Consider the following 18,803-nt stretch of genomic DNA (forward strand, 5'->3'; position numbering starts at 1 on the left):
CCCCCCGACGTCAGGGCTGCCGGTTCGCGGTCGTTTTGCGGGGATTTTGCGCCGACCCGGAATGGCCCGCTCCACTGCGGTCGTTGATCCTCCACATGACTTCTCTGCGCAAGCTCGGTTCCTCCGGCCTCGAGGTCTTCCCCCTGGCCCTCGGCGGCAACGTCTTCGGCTGGACCGCGGACCAGGACACCTCCTTCGCCGTGCTCGACGCCTACACGGCGGCGGGCGGCAACTTCATCGACACCGCCGATTCCTACTCCGCCTGGGTCGACGGCAACGGCGGCGGCGAGTCCGAGACCGTCCTCGGCAAGTGGCTCGCGGCCCGCGGCAACCGTGACGACGTCGTCCTCGCCACCAAGGTCAGCCAGCACCCCGAATACCCCGGCCTGTCCGCCGCGAACATCAAGGCCGCGGCCGACGCCTCGCTGCGCCGCCTGGGCACCGACCACATCGACCTCTACTACACCCACTTCGACAAGCCCGAGGTGCCGGTCGAGGAGATCATCGGCGCCCTCGACGAGCTGGTGCGGGCCGGCAAGGTCCGGCACATCGCCGCCTCCAACATCTCCGCCGAGCGGCTCGCGGCCTCCCTGGAGTTCTCCGACCGCGAGGGCCTGGCCCGGTACGTCGCCCTACAGCCGCACTACAACCTGGTCTCCCGTGACACCTACGAGGGCGAACTGAGCGACCTCGCCGAGCGGTCCGGCCTCGCCGCCGTGCCGTACTACGCCCTGGCGGCCGGCTTCCTCACCGGCAAGTACCGGCCGGGCACGGCGGTGGACAGTCCGCGGGCGGGCGGTGCGGCCAAGCACCTGGAGACCGGGCGCGGGCGCCGGGTGCTCGCCGCCCTGGACGAGATCGCCGAGGCCCACGGTGTGCCCGTCGCCACGGTGGCCCTCGCCTGGCTGGCCGGCCGGCCGACGGTGGCGGCGCCGATCGCCTCCGCGCGCACGGTCGAGCAACTGCCGGCGCTGCTCGGCGTGGCCGAGCTGAACTTGACGGAGGACGAGACCGAGCGGCTCACGCGGGCGTCCGCCTGAGCGTGCGGCGCGGACCCTACGGCCCGTAGGGGCGGGGCGGCGGGTAGTGCGGTGCGTAGGGCGCCTGCGGGGTGGGCGGCGCGTACGGACTGTGCGGCGAGGGAGGTCCGTACGGCCCGTACGGCCCGTACGGCCCGTACGGCCCGTACGGGGCGGGAGCCGGCGCGGGTCCGTACGGGCCGGGCGCCCGGTACCCGTACACCCACGGCGGGACCGGCCGCGGCGCCGGCGGTGCCGTGGCCCGGGCCGCGTACTCCAGCGCCGGTCGGGCCACGCCCCGCAGGTGCCACAGGGCGTCCAGCAGTTCCCGCTCGCGTACGGCGAAGTCGGCGCCCGCCCTGCCCCGGCGCCCGCGCTGCCGCAGGAAGGCCACCGAGGTCGCGCAGGCCTCGTACCGCGCCACCGCCCGCGCCCCCTCCTTCCCGGCGTGCCGGCGGGCGTACTGCCGGGCGACGCGGCGGGCCCGCATCGAGCCGAGCGCGTACGGCTCCGCGGGCGTCAGCCACCCGGCGGCGACGTAGGCGGGCAGCTCGGCCCGTACGGTGCCCAGTTCGCGCTGCCGGGTCCAGATCACCAGCCAGGTCAGCAGGCCGAACGACGGCACCATGAACGCCGCGTACACGGCGAAGAAGCCGTAGTCGCCGAACGCGGCCGAGCCGTTCCACAGGGCGTGCATGCCCATCGCGAGCAGCAGTCCGCCGAGGGGCAGCAGGGACCGGCGCAGGCGGTGCCGGCCCGCCGAGAGGGCGGCGATGCCGAAACCGATGCCGGTGAGCACGGTGAACAGCGGATGTGCGAACGGCGACATCACGACGCGGACGAAGAAGGTCGCCGCGGTGACGGAGGCGATGCCGCTGTCGCCGGTCAACTGGTCGGTGCCGAAGGCGGTGCCCAGATAGAGGATGTTCTCGGTGAAGGCGAAGCCGGTGGCGGTGACCCCGGCGACGACCACGCCGTCGACGAGGCCGGTGAAGTCCCGCCGGCGGAAGAGGAAGACCAGGAGGACGGCGGCGGCCTTGGCGGACTCCTCGACGACCGGGGCTATCACCGTGGCGCCCCAGGTGTCCGCGCTGGTCGGGTCGGCGGTCGCGGTCGCTATCCAGCGGGTCGCGAAGCTGTTGGCGACGATCGCTATCAGCGCCGCCGCGCAGGCGCCCCAGGCGAAACAGAACAGCAGGTTCCGCCAGGGTCCGGGGTCGACCCGGTCCAGCCAGCGGAACGCGGCTATGAGCAGCGGTACGGGCAGGACGGCGAGGCCGAGTCCCACGAGGAACCCCTGCGTGCCGGTCTGTTCGCGCACCAGGGCGAGGATCACCAGGCCGGAGAGCGCCAGCAGGGTGATCAGCGCGGCATAGCGGACCCAGGGGCGCTGCCACCAGTGCGTATGCCGGTGCACAGGGGTCGGATACGGGGGACAGGTGGCCACGGCATGGACCCTAACCGGTGGGGGGCAGCTCCTTGTGCGGTACGCGGCGGAAGAGCAGGTCGTTCACCACATGTCCCTTGTCCAGTCCCTGCCCCTCGAAACGGGTCAGCGGCCGGTGCTCGGGACGCGGCGCGAATCCGCCGCCGGGCACGGTGTTCTCGAAGTCGGGGTGCGCGGTGAGCACCTCGAGCATCTGCTCGGCGTACGGCTCCCAGTCGGTGGCGCAGTGCAGCACGGCCCCCGGGGCGAGCCGGGTCGCGGCCAGGGTCAGGAACTCCGGCTGGATCAGCCGGCGCTTGTGGTGCCGCTTCTTCGGCCACGGGTCGGGGAAGTAGACGCGCAGCCCGGCGAGGGAGCCGGGGGCGAGCATCTCGCGCAGGAGGATGATCGCGTCGCCGTTGCCCACCCGGATGTTGGACAGCTCCATCCGCTCGGCGAGACCGAGCAGGTTGCCCTGGCCCGGGGTATGGACGTCGACGGCGAGGATGTTGGTGGCCGGGTCGGCGGCGGCCATCGCGGCGGTCGCCTCGCCCATGCCGAAGCCGATCTCCAGGACGACGGGGCCGGCGTTGCCGAACAGCTCGGCGAGGTCGACGACCCGCTGCCCGTCGATGTCCAGCCCCCACCGGGACCACAGCCGCTGCAGCGCGTCCGCCTGCCCGGCGGTCACCCGGCTGCGGCGCGGCTGGAAACTCCGGATCCGCCGCTCGAAGTGCGACCCGGCGGGATCGGCCTTCGGCCCGTCGGGGAAACGGGGCTCGCCCTTGGCACGGACGTGCCGCAGGGAGGCCCCGGCCGGGGGCTGGGGAGCGGCTCCCGGGGCGGCTTCGGCTCCGGGGGCGGGGGCGGGGGCGTGGCGGGAGTCAGACACAATGCGTCGATTTTAGTGCGTGCGCCCGAGCGCGATGGCCTATCGGAGTAGTTATGGGTTATAACTAGAGCGACAGGCAGAAATGCTTGCGTCAACGCCGAGGAGAGCCGCCGTGATTCACCACCAGATCCGCCTCGCCATGCGCCCCGACGCACCCCGGGACCAGGTCGACGAGGCCCTCGAGATGCTCCGCAGGATGGGACGGGAGATCGAAGCCGTCACGTACTGGTCCGTCGGGCGCGACGTGGGCGGCGACTTCGACTACGGAGCGCTGTTCGCGGTCGAGGACGTCGAGGGCTACCGGGCGTACATGCACGCTCCCCTGCACCGGCGGGTCGACGAGATCGGGTTGCCGCTGGTGCGGCGCATGGTCTCGCACGACCTGACCGACGACGAGGACCCGGCCACGGGCGACCTCATCCGGCAGATCCACGCCGAGCGCTTCGCCGGGGACCCGGCCCTCGTCGCCCTGATCCAGGGCCTCGGCTCGTACGAGGGCAGCAGCGCGCCCGAGCCGGACAGGTCCTAGTCCGCGGCGGCCAGCATCGCCAGGGCCCTGCGCCCCACTTCCCGGCCGATGGGCAGGGACGCGGTCGCCGCGGGCGACGGTGCGTTCAGGACGTGTACCGCGTGGGCGCCTTCCTTGATCAGGAAGTCGTCCACCAGCGTGCCGTCCGCCAGCACCGCCTGCGCCCGCACCCCGGCCGGCGCGGCGACCAGGTCGTCCTCCGTCACCGCGGGCAGCAGTCTGCGGACCGCCGTCGTGAAGGCGGCCTTGGACAGGGACCGGCGCAGCTCGCCCGCCCCGTACCTCCAGTGCCGCCGGGCTATGTGCCACGACCCCGGCCAGGCCAGGGTGGCGCCCAGCTCGCGGGGGTGCACCACGCCCCAGGCGTACCCCTCGCGGGCCAGCGCCGGCACCGCGTTCGGCCCGACGTGGACGCCTCCGTCGATGCCGCGGGTCAGGTGCACCCCGAGGAACGGGAACGCCGGGTCAGGCACGGGATACACCAGTCCCCGCACCAGCCCGGGCCGCGCCAGCTCGTAGTACTCGCCCCGGAAGGGCACGATGCGCATGCCGGGGTCGTCCCCGGTCAGCCGGGCGATCTCGTCGCAGTGCAGCCCGCCGCAGTTGACCATGACCCGGGCGCGGAGCACGTCTGCGGAACGGGTGCGGACGGCGACCCCGAGGCCGGGGCGCCGGTCGATGCGGTGCACCTCGGCGCCGTAGCGGATCTCCGCGCCGGACGCGCGGGCGAGCTGCCGGGCCACGGCGCCGTAGTCGCAGATGCCGGTGGTGCCGACGTGTATGGCGGCCAGGCCGCGCACCTGAGGCTCGTACTCCTCGATCTGGGCGCCGCCCAGCTCGCGCACCGGTATGCCGTTCTCCCGGCCGCGCTGCACCAGGGCGTGCAGGCGGGGCAGCTCGGTGCGGTCGGTGGCCACGATCAGCTTGCCGGTGACGGCGTGGGCGATGCCGTACTCGGCGCAGAACTTCACCATCTCGGCGGCGCCCCGCACCGCGTAGCGCGCCTTCAGGGAGCCCGGGCGGTAGTAGACGCCGCTGTGGATGACGCCGCTGTTGCGGCCCGTCTGGTGGCGGGCGGGGCCCGGCTCCTTCTCCAGCACCGTGACCCGGGTGCCCGGGGCGGCACGCGTGATCGCGTACGCCGTGGACAGGCCGACGATCCCGCCGCCGATCACCAGCACGTCACAGTCGAACACTCGTTCCATCTCCCGGTTCACCTCCCGGCTTCGATAGTGCACTGCGCCACTGACAGTGCCTTCAAACCCGGAAGAGGGCGGTCCGTCAGGCCGGAGTCACCAGCAGCGGGCGGGCGCGCTCGCGCAGCTCGACCACGCGCGGCTCGTCGCCGTAGGGTTCCAGGCGGTGCAGGAGGTCCTTCACGTACTCGGTGGTGCGGGCCGAGGAGATGCGCCCGGCCACCTCGACCGCCCGCACGCCCTGCTCGCAGGCCGCGTCCAGGTTGCCCGACTCCAGCTCGGCCACCGCCGAGACGACGAGTCTGAGGCCGTGCGAGCGTACGAACTCCTCCGTCGGTTTCGACAGCGCCTGCTCCGTGAAACGGCGGACCTGGCGCGGTGCCTTCAGGTCGCGGTAGCACTCGGCCGCGTCGGCGGCGAACCGGTCGTAGGAGTAGAAACCCAGCCACGACGGGTCGCTGTCGCCGGGGCGGGCGCGCTCCAGCCAGCTCTCGGCGGCCTTCAGGGCGGCCCCGGCCGCCACCGCGTCGCCCGCGCGCGCGTGGGCACGGGCCTCCACCAGGCGGAAGAAGCTCATGGTCCGGGCCGTGGCCAGGCCCCGGTTGCGCTCCAGGGCGGCCTGGGCGAGGTCCACGCCCTCGTCGCCGAAACCGCGGTAGGTGGCCTGGAGGGACATCGAGGCGAGGACGTAGCCGCCGAGCGGCACGTCGGCTGCCGCGCGGGCCAGGCGCAGGGCCTGGATGTAGTACCGCTGTGCGGCCTCCTGCTGGCCGGTGTCGAAGGCCATCCAGCCGGCCAGGCGGGTCAGTTCGGCCGAGGCGCCGAACAGGGCGCGGCCGACCTCGTCGGAGTAGGAGCCGAGGAGCAGCGGTGCCGCCTCGACGCGTAAGCACTCGGGGACCATCGACGAACGCCAGTCGCCGCCGCCGTACTTGGAGTCCCAGCGCCGGGCGTCCTCGGCGGCCTCGCGGAGCTTCTGCACATCACTGTGGCCGACTTTGAGCGGTGCGCCGGAGCCCTCGGACGGGCTCACCTCGCGCGCCACCGAGCTGTCGGCCGGGGTTATCAGCCATCGTGAGGCGGGCGTCGCATATGCGCTCACCGCGAACGATCCGGCGAGCGACTGCCAGATGCCGCCGCCGGTCCGGCGGCCGGCGAGGTCGAGACGGTACAGCTCGGTGGCGGACCTGACCGCCTGGCCGACGTCCCTCGGGAAGGCGAGGCCCACCTCGGGGGCCGGATCCGCGTCCGCCAGGCCGATCTCGTGGAGCGGCACCGGGCGGCCGAGCTTCTGGCCGATGGCGGCGGCGATGAGGTGCGGCGCGGCACCCTGCGGCACCATGCCCTTCGACACCCAGCGCGCCACCGACGTCTTGTCGTAGCGAAGGGTCAACCCGCGCTGGGCGCCGAGGTCGTTGACGCGCCGTGCGAGACCTGCGTTGCTGATTCCCGCGAGGGCGAGAACGGCGCCGAGCTTTTCGTTCGGCCCGCGTTGCTCCCTGGACATGCGTCACCCCTCGACACAGACGGCTGCCGCGCTGGCATAACCACGCGGCATTCGTAAACCCAGCGTAGTTCGCCGCATCCCATGCGTTAAGAGGCATTCTTCCGGATGGCGGGATTGTGGTCCGTACTCAAGTGCGGTGTATGCACGGTCTGTTGCCGCGTGCTCCCGATGTGTGGCCGTGCGCCCGTCCGTGCGCTCTTCTCCGGCCACGGCGGGAGCGATTCCATGGGCGGTGCGTGGGTCGGCCCGCTGTACTGGATCCAGTGGGCTGGGGGACGCCGCCGCCTACATCCCCGCGGGCGGCGGACCGGCCCGGGGGGCGAGTCCCGTCCCCCGGGCCGCGCGCTGCCGGCAGGCCGTCGGGTGGTGCGCGGAGTTTGTACGGAGCGTGTTCGAGTGTGGCCGCGTTACGTCGATTTGGCTGAAAATCACCCCCGGTGATTTCGGGGTACCACCGCCCTCACCACGGGAGTTGAGGGCGCGCGGGGGAGCCAAAGGGCGCGTTTCGGGGGCGCATTCGCGTCGTCTTCACTCCCTCGGTTGCGGCGTCCCGGAGGCGGTGCAAGGGAGTTGGCGTCCTGGCGTGAGTCTCCGCCGGGGCGCATTCGCGGAGCACACACGGCTCCGCCGACGCTCTGTGGCGCGCCCTTCGTGGCAGCATGGGGAACCAGTTCGTACGGTGCACTGGTTGTCCCCAGCCTGTGGAGGCGTCGATGCGGTGGTTGGTGGGGTGGAGCAGCGCCGCCGTGGGAGCAGGAGCAGCGGGGACGGCCGGGGCGGCCGGCTCCGCCGGGGCCACCGGTTCCGCGGGGTTCTACGGCTCCGCCGGGGCCACCGGCTACGACGGTGAGACCGTGCAGCCCGTAGGGGCACAGGCGTTGTGGGGCGACCCCGACCCGCTGTGGGCGGTCGGCGACTGGCGTCCCGACGAGGTGCGTGTCGTCACCGCTGACCCGCAGACCCGGATCGCCGTCCTCGGCATCTGCGGCGCGAGCGACGAGCAGCTGCGGGTCGCGCTGTTCGCCGCGCGCGGGGGCGCACTGCGGCATCTGACGGCGTGGCCCGGCAGCTACACGGCCGTCGTCCAGGTCGGGCGACGGATCACCGTGTGCGGCGATCTCGCGGGCGCGCGGCCGGTCTTCCACACCCCCTGGGCGGGCGGCACCGCCTACGCCACCGCCGCGCTGCCGCTCGCCGACCTCGTCGAGGCCAACCTCGACTTCGGCCATCTCGCCGCGCTGCTCGCCACGCCCGACGTGCCCGCCGCGCTCGACGACTCCACCCCGTACGACGGCGTGAAGCGCGTTCCGCCGGGCCACGCACTGATCCTGCGCGCCGGGGCGCGCGAGATCGCCGGGTACGAGCCGGTGGCCTCGCTCGCCGTCGCGGCGCCCGCGGCCGACCCCGACCGTGCGGTGGACGGCGTGCGGGACGCCCTGGTGGAGGCGGTACGGACCCGGCTCGCCGCGCCCCGGCACGTCCCCGGGGACGGCATCGACCCCGGCCCGGTGCCGGGCATGGGGCCCGCCGAACGGCGTGCGGCGCGCGGGATGCCGGTGCCGGGGATCGGGGCCGACCTGTCCGGCGGGCCGGCCTCGGGCACGCTGGCGCTGCTGGCGGCCGGGCTGCCGGGGATGCCGGGGACCGTGCTGGGGCACGGCACCGGGGCGGGGGAGCGGCTGCTGGCCGTCACCTTCAACGACCTCGCCGTCGGCGGGCAGGAACCCGAACTGGCGCGGGCCGGGGCGCTGGCGGCCAACCCGCGGTTCCACCACGTGGTGGTCACCGGCGACGACGACATGCTGCCGTACGCCGCCCTCGACGGGCCGCTGACCGACGAACCGGGGTCCTTCCTGGTCGCCGCCGCACGCCACCGGGCGCGGCTGGCCGCGGGCAGCGCGGACCACTTCACCGGATACGGGGCGCGGCAGGTGCTGGACGCCCATCCGGCGCGCCTCGCCGACCTCCTCATGGACCGCAAGAGGCGCCACCTGGTGCGGCCGGTCGCCGCGCTCGCCAGGGCCGACGGGTCGGTACTGGTCCCCGCCCGCGTGTACGCGGCGGCGCGGCGGCTGGCGCGCACGCCGTACCGGAGCGGCCTCGAAGTACTCGCCGAGCGGTTGCTGCGGCGGCGGTTCGACCCGCCCGGTGACGGGGCGATGGACGCGTCCCTGGCCGCGCTGACCTGGGCCGGGGCGGGGCCGGCGGCGCGGTGGCTGACCGGAGAGGCGCTGGCTGAAGTATCGGTTCGCCTGCAGACGTCCTCGCAGCGGTCGGGGGTGGGGCCGGGGCAGCGGCCGGGGGACTTCCGGGCGCGGGCGGCTCTGGCCCGGCAGGCGGCGGAGGTGCGGGTGCTGGAACAGGCCGCGGAGATCCGTTTCCAGCGGCTGCACACCCCGTTCCTCGACAACCAGGTCGTGCGGGCGTGCCGGGCCCTGCCGGAGGCGCTGCGGGTGCAGCCGGGGGCGCGGGCGGCGATCCTGCGGTCCGTGCTGGAGGGGGCGGGGGTGAGCGAGCTGCCGCCGGGGTGGGGGGCGCCGACCCAGGCGCTGGCGGCCTCCGCGGCGCGGACGGGGCTGCGGGTCGCCGCGGATTCCCTGCTGGGGCTCTTCGACCGGCCGCTGCTCGCGGAGGCGGGGCTGGTGGAGGCGCGGGTCGTGCGCAAGGCGGTGCGGGCGGCTGCCGCGGGGGAGCCGTTGCCGCTGGACGGGCTCGCCGACCTCGTCTCCCTGGAGCTGTGGCTCGGCCGCCTCCTGGCCCGCCGCGGCACCTGCTGGACCGGCACCCCGGCCCGCCAGCGCGCGGTCCCCGGCGGCATCGCGCCACAACGGGGCGCGCTGGGCGGTGCGGGGGCGGTCGTGCGACGGGGGTGACGGGTGCGGGGTGCCTGCGGCGCCTGTGCGGGTTCGGTGGGGGTGCGGGATGCCTGCGGCGCCTGCGCGGGTTCGGTGGGGGTGCGGGGTGCCTGCGGCGCCGGTGCGGGTTCGGTGGGGGTGCGCGTAGCGCCTTGGGGTGCGTTGTGGGTCGGGGGCGGGCCGGGGGGTGTCCGTCCTCGGAACGGCGCGGAATCGGTGGGCCACAGATCTGTACGGCGTTGACGCGCCAACCGCTGCGGGCGGACACCCCCCGACCCGCCCCCTCCTCGCCGTACGCGTCTGCCGGCCGCCCCACGCCGCTGCCCCGTCCCCGCCGTACGCGGCTCTCCCCGCCGCCGTCGTCGTAGCTGCGGGCAGTCGTGCCGCTGGGGCGGCACGGGTGGGCGCAGCGGCACCCCGCAACGCCGGGCCGCGTCACCCACCCCCGCACCCGCGCCGGGCACCCTGTGGGCGCCGGGCCGCGCGACCGCACCCGCACCCGCACCGGGCACCCTGTGGGCGCCGGGCCGCGCGACCGACCCCGTGCCCGCACCACCGGGCGTGACTGGGGACCCCGGGCCGGTGGCCGCCCCGTGCCCGCTCACACCCGCTCGGCGACAATGACCCCGTGCGGTACAGAATCCTGGGCGTCACCCAGACGGAGGACCACGGCACCGTCGCAACCCCCGGCGGCCCCCGGCTGCGCGCGCTGCTCACCGCCTTCGCCCTGCGCCCCGGTGAGGTCGTCACGCCCACCACGCTGATCGACGAGGTCTGGGCGGAGGACGACCCGCCGCAAGACGCCCCCGCCGCCCTCCAGGCCCTGGTCGGCCGCCTCCGCCGTACCGTCGGCAAGGAAGCCGTCGCCTCGGCCCCCGGCGGATACCGGCTCGCGGCAACCCGCGACGACGTGGACCTGTACGTCTTCGACCGCCTCGTACGGCAAGGCACGGCCGCCCTCGGACACGGCGACGCCGCGACCGCCGCCCGGCACCTGGACGAGGCACTCGCCCTGTGGCGCGGCCCTGCCCTTGCCGACCTCCCCGGCCACGCAGCCCGCGCCGAAGCCCTGCACCTGGAGGCCACCCGCGCCCGTATCGAGGCCGGTCTGCGCCTCGGCGACGCCCACGACGCCGTACCGCGGCTGCGCGAACTGACCGCCGCGCACCCGTACGACGAGCCCCTGCACGCCCTCCTCATCACCGCCCTACGCGCCACCGGCCGCGCAGCCGACGCGCTGGCCGCCTACGAAAACGTCCGCCGCACCCTCGCCGAAGGCCTCGGCACCGAGCCCGGCACCCGACTGCGCACCCTGCACGCCGAACTGCTCGGCGCGGAGCCGGAGACCGAGCGGGCTGCGGCCGGTGAGCGCCGAGGCAACATCCGGCCCAGGCTGACCACCTTCGTGGGACGCGAACGGGAGCTCGACGCCATCCGTTCCGACGTGCGCCGGGCCCGCCTCGTCACCCTCACCGGGCCGGGCGGCTCCGGGAAGACCCGCCTCGCCGAGGAGGCCGCCGCCGGGATCGATCAGGCGTGGCTGGTCGAACTCGCCCCGCTCGACCGGCCGGAGGCGGTGCCCGGCGCGGTCGTCAACGCCCTCGGGCTGCGCGAGACGGTGCTGCTGACCGGCGACCGGCCGACCGTGCAGGACGATCCCGTCGCCCTCCTCGTCGAGTACTGCGCGCCGCGCAGCCTGCTCCTGGTCCTGGACAACTGCGAGCACGTCATCGGCGCGGCGGCCCGGCTCGCCGAGACCCTGCTGACCCGCTGCCCGGGCCTCACCATCCTCGCCACCAGCCGGGAGCCGCTGGGCGTGCCCGGTGAATCGGTGCGCCCGGTCGAGCCGCTCAGCCCCGAGCAGGCGTTTCGTCTCTTCACCGCGCGCGCCGGTGCCGTACGGCCCGACGCCGACGTCGTACTGCGCGACGAGGAGGCCGTCGCCGAGATCTGCCGGCGCCTCGACGGACTGCCGCTCGCCATCGAACTGGCCGCCGCCCGGCTCGGCTGCTCACTCCCCGGGAGATCGCCGACCGGCTCGACGACCGCTTCCGCCTGCTCACCTCCGGCAGCCGCACCGTCCTGCCCCGCCAGCAGACCCTGCGCGCGGTCGTCGACTGGTCCTGGGACCTCCTCGACGAGCCGGAACGCACGATGCTGCGCGAACTGTCCGTCTTCGCGGGCGGCTGGGACCTGGCGGCGGCGGAGGCCGTGTGTTCCGGGCCCGCCGCGGACCTCGTGGGCGCTCTCGTGGACAAGTCCCTCGTCGTCGCCGATCTCGGCCGGGAGGGAGCCGACATGCGCTACCGCATGCTGGAGACCATCCACGAGTACGCCGGGGAACGCGCCGCCGAGGTTCCCGGGCTGCGCGCCGACGCCGAGCGGGCCCACCGCGCCTGGGCGCGCGCCCTGGCCGAGGAGGCCGACCCGCGACTGCGCTCGGCCGGACAACTGCCGTACATAGCCCGCCTGGAGACCGAGCACGACAACCTCCGCGCGGCCCTCGACCGCTCTCTGACCGCGGGCGACGAGCCGGAGGCCGCCGCACTCGCCCTCGCCATGGGCTGGTTCTGGTGGCTGCGGAACTACCGTCACGAAGGCGTCGGATGGCTGGACCGGGTGCTGCGCCTCGGCGCCGCTCTGGACGCGGACGGCCCTTCGGCGCCGGCGACGGACGTCCTCGACCGTGCCGCCGATCCCGTGGACGCGCTCCTCGCCGAGCGGGACGGCGACCCGCCGCACCCGCTGCACGCCCTGCGCATGCGGGTGCGGATGATGCACATCCTCCTCACCTTCGAGACCGCGCCGAGGGAAGGACTGCGGGACGAGCGCATGCGGCGGTACGTGCGACGGGTGCGGGACCACTTCGCCGCGGGCGGCCCCGAAGCGGCCCGGGTGCCCGGCCTCATCTGGCCGCTGACCGAGTTCTTCGTCAGCGACTCGGACGACGTCCGCGGCTCCATGGACGCCTCCGTCGCCAACTGCCGTGCGTACGGAGGCGAGTGGGAGATCGCCGCCAGCCTCATGTTCCGCGCCCACGCGGTGGTCGACCTCTCGGGCACCCCGGTCGGCATCGACGACGACCTGGCGGAGCTGCGAGTGCTCAGCCGCCGCGTCGGCGACCGCCTGGTGGAGGCCCAGGTGTGCAGCGCCTTCGGCGAGGCCGCCATGGTGCGCGGCCGCTACGAGGAGGCCAGGGCCGAGTACGAGGAGGCGCTGCGGCTCGCCGAGGAGGTGGGCGCCTTCGCGGAGGCGCCGTTCCTCATCGCCCGGCTCGCCGAGATCGCCTACCGCGAGGGGGACTACGGCACGGCACTCGGCGTCCTCGACGAGGCCGGGGCCGCGGCGGACCGGTACGGCGTCGTGGACTCCAAGGCCTTCGTCCTGATGCTGCGCGCCGGGCTCGCGGTGGTGGAGGAGGACTTCGCACGGGCGCGCGTCCTGTGGGAGGCGGCCCACGAGGAATGCCTGCGCGGCACGCCGCCGCCGCAGTTCCTGGCGATGCTCGGGCTGGTGGAGGCGCTCGTGACGGCGGGCGAGTCGGGACCGAGGGCGGCCCTGTCGCTGCTGGCCGGCACCGTCCGCACGGCCGTCGAGGAACGGTGCGCCGACCTGATCCTCGCGACCCTCGTGGACAGCTCGGCCGGGCTGCTGAGCGACCTCGGCGACCATGCCCGCGCGGTGCGGCTGCTCGGTGCGGCCGGACACTGGCGCGGCGACCGGCCGCGCCCCGTGCCGGACCGCGCACACGCCGAGCGGGCCGCGGCCGCCGCCCGCCGAGCCCTCGGCGGTGAGCGGTACGACGTCGAACTGGCCGAGGGGGCCGTACTCACGCCCCGGGACGTCGCCGCCGAGCTGGAGTCGGCGGTGGGGCAGCCGGTCCCGCAGGCGCCTACGCGCAGGTGAAGCGGGACTCGGCCCAGTCCGCGAGCGCCACCGTGTCGACGGGGCTGTGCGGCTCGGTCACCAGCCGGAGCGTCTCGCGCCCCGCGATGTCCACGTGGACGGGGACCGCCGGGTCGCCGCCCTTGACCATCCCCGAGTTCCACAGCCGGACGCCGTCTGCGTACACCGAGAAGTGGACCTTGCCCAGCTTCATCGTCAGGTCGTCGACGCCGACCAGCGCGTCGTAGGACGAGCAGTCACGGTTGAGGTCGATGGTGACCGAGGAACGCCCGTTGACGGTGACGCCGTGCGCGTACGACACGTCGTCGATCGACAGGCCCGAGCGCTGCCAGACCCAGCTGCTCCCGGCCAGCCGCATCTCCGGGCCGGTGCCGTCGCCGCTCACGTCGTACGCCAGCTCGCTCCACTGGTAGACGGCGGGCGGGGGCGGAGGCGTCGGGGTGGGAGTCGGCGTGGGAGTCGGTGTCGGGGTGGGTGTCGGGGTCGGTTTCGGCGTCGGGGTGGGTGTGGGGGCGGGCTTCGGAGTCGGGGTCGGTTTCGGCGTGGGGGTGGGGGTCGGGGCCGGTTCGGGCGCTGTCACCGGTTCGGGTGGGTTCGGCGGCCGCGTCGAGGGCGTGGGGGTGTCCGGGGCGGGCTGTGCCACCGGTGAGGAGGCCGGCGGGGCGGCCTTCGGCGGTTCCTTGTCCGGGGCGTCGTTGCCGGCCAGCGCGAGGGCCAGCGCCGCCGCGGCGGCCACCGCGACCACACCGGCCGCGATACCGGCCTTCACCGGCGCGCCGAGCCCTTCCGCCGCCGCACCGCCTCCGGCGCCCGCGCCGCCGGAACTGCCGCCGCTCGCCGCGGCCGCCGCGCCCGCGGCTCCCGCCGCACCCGCGCCCGCGCCGCCGGCGATGAGCCCGGCCGCCTTCGCGTACCCGGCGACACCGAACCAGCCGATGACCGCGACGGGCACCACGGCGGGGATGCCGCTCGCGACCTCCTCGATCTGGGTCGCGGCCAGCCGGCACCTGGCGCACTCCTCCAGGTGCTTGCGCAGCCCGCGTTGAGCCCGGATGCGCAGCCTGCCGCGCGCGTACGTGCCGAGCTGGTCGGCGTAGCGGGCGCACTCCTCGTCGGTGGCGAGGGCATCGCTGACGTGGGCCTGGAGGTAGGCCTGCTTCAGCCCCTCACGGGCGCGGCTGGCGAGGACGCGCGTGCCGTTGGCGTCCAGCCCGAAGAGCGTGGCCACCTCGCTCGGCGACTCGTCCTCGACCTCGGTGTGCCACAGCACGGCCTGCCACCGCTCCGGCAGCGACCGGAAGGCCCGCATGGCCATCGACTGCTCGGCCTCGTGCATGGCACGGACGTCGGCGCCCAGCTCCAGGGTGTCGTCGTCCGGCACCTTCGCGGTGTAGGCGGCCTGCGCGGCGAACACCGCGAAGTCCTCGACCAGCTGCTCCCGCCCCGCCGACCGGGTCCAGCCGGCGGCCACGCGCCGGACCGCGGTGAGCAGGTAGGCGCGTACGGCGTGCTCGGGACCCGAACCGCCGCGCACCGCCTGGAGCATGCGGGCGAACACCTCGGCGGTGAGGTCGTCCGCGGTGTGGGCGTCACGGCAGCAGGTGCGCGCGTACCGGCGGACCGCGTCCGCGTGACGCCGGTACAGCTCCTCGTAGGCCGTGTCGTCGCCCGAGCGCATCCGCTGGATCAACTCCGCGTCGGACGCCGGAAGCTCGCGCGGCGGCGGCAGGATGCCGTCGTCGTCCGGCTCCCGGGGCGGCGGCAGCACGCTGTCCTCGTGCAGCTCGCGCTGCGCCGGGACCCCGGCCCCGGCACGGCCTCCGCCCTCGTCCCCGGCGGGAACATCGCGGCCACCGTCCTCGACGGGGCCGGCCTGCCGGTCGCGGGCCGGTCCGGCCGGACCGCCCTGGCCCGGCACCTGCGGCGAGTCGCCCTCCCGGGCGGCACCGGCCCCGGTGTCACCGGGCCCCTTCTCGCCGTCACCGACTGACCCGTCCCGCCCGTCAACGCTCATCGCGGAAAGCCCCCGCCAACCTGCCCAGCCAGTCCGAACACCGGGTCAGCGTGCCATATTGGCTTTTGTTCAGGACCCCCCTGTGCCGACCATCACTCTTCTGTGGGGACTTGCCGGGCCGCGGTAATAACGCTCAGCCGTTCGGGGAAGGAGAGTCGGACCAACCAACGGCGCCCCCACCCCGGACCGCCCCGCCTTGCCCCGGCCGTTCCGTGCAGGACGCCTTCCGCCCCGGCCGTTCCGTGCAGGACGCCTTCCGCCCCGGCCGTTCCGTGCAGGACGCCTTCCGCCCCGGCCGTTCCGTGCAGGACGCCTTCCGCCCCGGCCGTTCCGTGCAGGACGCCTTCCGCCCCGGCCGTTCCGTGCAGGACGCCTTCCGCCCCGGCCGTTCCGTGCAGGACGCCTTCCGCCCCGGCCGTTCCGTGCAGGACGCCTTCCGCCCCGGCCGTTCCGTGCAGGACGCCTTCCGCCCCGGCCGTTCCGTGCAGGACGCCTTCCGCCCGGGGCGTCCGTGCAGGACGCGCACCGCCCCAGGCGTCCGTGCAGGATGCGCACCGCACCGGCCGTCCGAGTAGGGCGCGTTCCGTTCTCGGCCGTCCAGTCCCGGACCGGCCCGTCTAGTTCCGCCCGTCCAGTTCCGGCCGTTCGGCTCCGGCCGTCCCGGACAGGCCCGGTCGGCGCCCGCCGTTCCGCACCGGGCGTCACGCGCGGGCCGTGCCGAGCGGGCCCTCCCGAGCGGGCCGTCCCGCACGGGGCCGTTTCCCGTCGGACCTCTCAGGCCGGCCGTGACCGCAGGCCCTCCAGCAGGATGTCCAGCAGGCGGGCCGAGGCCGCCGCCTGCTGGGCCGGGTCCGGCAGTGAGGGTGCCGCCGTGGCTATCACCAGCAGGACGTCGGACACCGACACGTCCGGCCGCAGCTCACCCGCCGTCCGCGCCCGTTCCACGAGCCGGCCCACGACCTCCAGCAGCGTCGCGGCGCCTTCGTCGCCCGGCATGGAGCCGACGCCGGAGGCGGCGACGGAACCCACCCCGTCGGCCGGAGCCCCGGCCGCAGCGGTCTCCTCGGGCACCAGCCGCAGTTCGCCGGTGCCCGGCTGTATCCGCTGCTGCGGCACCCGGGGATCACCGGCCGCCGCACCACCGGCGCCACCGGTACCGCCCTCACCGTCCTCCGGAACCCCGACCCGCAACACCTGCGGCGGCAGCAGCCGGCCGGCGCCCGAGGCCACCGACGTCCGCAGGAAACGGGACAGCGCCGACCACGGCTCGTCCTCCTGCCCGAGCGCCGCGCGTGCCTGGTCGGTCAGCCGAGCCGTCTCCTCCTCGGCTATCCGGCGCACCAGCACGTCCTTGCTCGGAAAACGCCGGTACACCGTGCCCACGCCGACCCGCGCGCGCCGCGCCACGTCCTCCATCGGCGCGCCGTATCCCAGCTCGCCGAACACCTCGCGCGCCGCGCGCAGCACGTGCTCGAGGTTGCGCTGGGCGTCCACGCGCAAGGGCGCGCTGCGTGCCGCGTCTCCGCGGGCGCCGCCCGCCGCCGTACTCATCGCACCGCCGGGCGCGACGGCCGACGCGGACGACCAATGAGAATCCTGAACATGCATAGACAATCCCCCGGTAATGACGTCTCCCCCCGGAGACTCTCCCCGCCATCGAAGCCGGAGTGCACGGATCGGGCCCGCTTCCGTGGTCCGCCCGTCGCGGACCCCATGAGCACATCCCCCCACACACCGTCGGAAAGAACATAGTTGAGCGAGGGTCAATTCAGAAGGGGCACGTTCCGCACGGAGCGCCCCCCGATCGGAGCACCGATCGCATACGCCCCGAATGTGTCACCCCCGAACCCCGCCCCCGCCCCCGCTGACCTGCGTGATCACGTATCCCCGGCCTGTTTCTCCCGCCTGCGCGCGCCCAAGATCTCCAGTCACACAATTTGCCGAGCCTGTGGACAAACGCAAGCGTCGGGTGCGTCATGGGGTGGTGAAGGAACGTGCGCGCATTCTCGTTGTCGGCGGTGGCTACGTCGGGATGTACACGGCCCTGCGGCTGCAACGGAATCTCAAGGGCGAACTGCGGCGGGGCGAGGCCGAGATCATGGTCGTCACCCCCGACCCCTACATGACGTACCAGCCGTTTCTCCCCGAAGCGGCGGCCGGTTCCATCTCCCCGCGGCACGTCGTCGTTCCCCTGCGTCGTGTCCTCGGCCAGTGCGACGTCGTCATCGGCGAGGTGCGGTCCGTCGACCACACGACGCGCACCGCCACCGTCACCACCCTCGCCACGGACGAGGAGAAGACCGGCGCCCGGCGGGTGACGTACGACGAACTCGTCCTCGCGCCCGGCTCCGTCTCGCGCACCCTGCCCGTCCCCGGTCTCGCCGACCACGGAGTCGGCTTCAAGACCGTCGAGGAGGCCATCGGCCTGCGCAACCACGTCCTCGAACAGATGGACATCGCCTCCTCCACCCGCGACCCCGCACTCCGCGACGCCGCCCTCACCTTCGTCTTCGTCGGCGGCGGCTACGCGGGCGTGGAGGCCCTCGGCGAACTGGAGGACATGGCCCGCTACGCCGCGCGGTACTACCACAACGTCACCCCCGAGGACATGAAGTGGATCCTCGTCGAGGCCTCCGGCCGCATCCTGCCCGAGGTCGGCGAGGAACTGGGCCGCTACACGGTCACCGAACTGCGCCGCCGCAACATCGACGTACGCCTGGACACCCGACTCGAATCCTGCGCCGACCGCGTCGCCGTCCTCAGCGACGGCTCCCGCTTCCCCACCCGCACGGTCGTCTGGACGGCCGGCGTCAAACCGCACCCGGTCCTCGCCGCCACCGACCTTCCCCTGGACGACCGGGGCCGGCTCACCTGCACCGCCCACCTGTCGGTCGACGGCGCCCCCCACGCGTGGGCGGCCGGGGACGCCGCCGCCGTCCCCGACGTCACCGCCGCCGAACCCGGCCGCACCTGCGCCCCCAACGCGCAACACGCCGTCCGCCAGGCCCGGGTCCTCGGCGACAACGTCGCCCACGCCCTGCGCGGCGAGCCCCTCGACACGTACGCGCACACCAACGCCGGTTCCGTCGCCTCCCTCGGCTTCCACCAGGGCGTCGCCCAGGTCTACGGGCGCAGGCTGAAGGGCTACCCCGCGTGGTTCATGCACCGCGCCTACCACCTCAGCCGGGTCCCCACCGTCAACCGCAAGGCGCGCGTACTCGCCGAATGGGTGATCGCCGGCCTCTTCAAAAGGGAGATCGTCTCCCTCGGCTCCCTCGAACATCCGCGGGCGGAGTTCGAACTCGCGGCCGGTGGAAAGCCTTCTCAGGAACCTCCGCACAACCCGAAGGGGTCGTCCTGACCGGAGCCAGGAACTCCCCCGGCCACTGGGGCGTCTGACGGATGTCGGCCGGGCGGGCACCCTGCCAGACTGGTCCACCACCGCGGGCGCGCCGCCGC

11 protein-coding genes and 1 pseudogene are annotated in these 18,803 nt (G+C 74.5%); 6 read left to right on the top strand and 6 right to left on the bottom strand.

Features of this window, described 5'->3' with window-relative positions:
- Window positions 1–95 precede the first annotated feature (95 nt).
- Window positions 96–1,040 carry an aldo/keto reductase gene (locus NI25_RS20990; RefSeq protein ID WP_061443927.1) on the top strand — a complete coding sequence of 315 codons (945 nt, stop codon included), beginning with the start codon at window positions 96–98 and terminating at the stop codon, window positions 1,038–1,040.
- 16 nt (window positions 1,041–1,056) lie between these two features.
- On the opposite strand, the gene NI25_RS20995 is transcribed toward NI25_RS20990, so the two are convergent.
- Together NI25_RS20995 and trmB are read right to left on the bottom strand one after the other, a co-directional pair.
- Entirely contained in the window at window positions 1,057–2,466 is a 1,410-nt protein-coding gene (locus NI25_RS20995; protein ID WP_061443928.1) for a PrsW family intramembrane metalloprotease, read from the bottom strand.
- Window positions 2,467–2,476: 10 nt separating this feature from the next.
- On the bottom strand, window positions 2,477–3,337 hold the full coding sequence (trmB, locus tag NI25_RS21000; protein WP_383517573.1) for a tRNA (guanosine(46)-N7)-methyltransferase TrmB: 861 nt from the start codon (window positions 3,335–3,337) through the stop codon (window positions 2,477–2,479).
- 112 nt (window positions 3,338–3,449) lie between these two features.
- Between trmB and NI25_RS21005 the strand changes: the two genes are divergently transcribed.
- Window positions 3,450–3,866: a Dabb family protein gene (locus NI25_RS21005; RefSeq protein ID WP_061443929.1), complete on the top strand. Its 417-nt coding sequence runs from the start codon at window positions 3,450–3,452 to the stop codon at window positions 3,864–3,866.
- On the opposite strand, the gene lhgO is transcribed toward NI25_RS21005, so the two are convergent.
- Both lhgO and NI25_RS21015 read right to left on the bottom strand, forming a co-directional pair.
- Complete coding sequence (lhgO, locus tag NI25_RS21010; protein ID WP_061447007.1) at window positions 3,863–5,071, bottom strand: L-2-hydroxyglutarate oxidase; 1,209 nt, start codon at window positions 5,069–5,071, stop codon at window positions 3,863–3,865. The genes NI25_RS21005 and lhgO overlap by 4 nt on opposite strands.
- 76 nt (window positions 5,072–5,147) lie before the next feature.
- Entirely contained in the window at window positions 5,148–6,569 is a 1,422-nt protein-coding gene (locus tag NI25_RS21015; protein WP_061443930.1) for a hypothetical protein, read from the bottom strand.
- A 713-nt stretch (window positions 6,570–7,282) separates the two neighbouring features.
- Between NI25_RS21015 and NI25_RS21020 the strand changes: the two genes are divergently transcribed.
- Both NI25_RS21020 and NI25_RS21025 read left to right on the top strand, forming a co-directional pair.
- Window positions 7,283–9,442, top strand: a complete 2,160-nt coding sequence (locus NI25_RS21020) for an asparagine synthase-related protein (protein WP_078884681.1) — start codon at window positions 7,283–7,285, stop codon at window positions 9,440–9,442.
- A gap of 610 nt (window positions 9,443–10,052) precedes the next feature.
- Window positions 10,053–13,330 (top strand): annotated as a pseudogene (locus NI25_RS21025) (BTAD domain-containing putative transcriptional regulator).
- Here the strand turns inward: NI25_RS21025 and NI25_RS21030 are convergent.
- Window positions 13,317–15,344: a sigma-70 family RNA polymerase sigma factor gene (locus NI25_RS21030; protein WP_061443932.1), complete on the bottom strand. Its 2,028-nt coding sequence runs from the start codon at window positions 15,342–15,344 to the stop codon at window positions 13,317–13,319. The pseudogene NI25_RS21025 and the gene NI25_RS21030 overlap by 14 nt on opposite strands.
- A 212-nt stretch (window positions 15,345–15,556) precedes the next feature.
- Between NI25_RS21030 and NI25_RS39480 the strand changes: the two genes are divergently transcribed.
- Window positions 15,557–15,919 (top strand): hypothetical protein, encoded by a 363-nt coding sequence (locus tag NI25_RS39480; RefSeq protein WP_061443933.1) that lies wholly within the window; start codon window positions 15,557–15,559, stop codon window positions 15,917–15,919.
- Between the two features lie 199 nt (window positions 15,920–16,118).
- Here NI25_RS39480 and NI25_RS21040 read toward each other — a convergent pair whose 3' ends face one another.
- Window positions 16,119–16,952, bottom strand: a complete 834-nt coding sequence (locus NI25_RS21040) for a TetR/AcrR family transcriptional regulator (RefSeq protein ID WP_061443934.1) — start codon at window positions 16,950–16,952, stop codon at window positions 16,119–16,121.
- Window positions 16,953–17,325: 373 nt separating this feature from the next.
- On the opposite strand from NI25_RS21040, the gene NI25_RS21045 reads away from it, so the two are divergent.
- Entirely contained in the window at window positions 17,326–18,705 is a 1,380-nt protein-coding gene (locus NI25_RS21045) for an NAD(P)/FAD-dependent oxidoreductase (RefSeq protein WP_061443935.1), read from the top strand.
- Window positions 18,706–18,803: the final 98 nt, after the last annotated feature.

The sequence above is a fragment of the Streptomyces sp. CCM_MD2014 genome (assembly GCF_000772045.1).
Classification (GTDB): Bacteria; Actinomycetota; Actinomycetes; order Streptomycetales; family Streptomycetaceae; genus Streptomyces; species Streptomyces salinarius.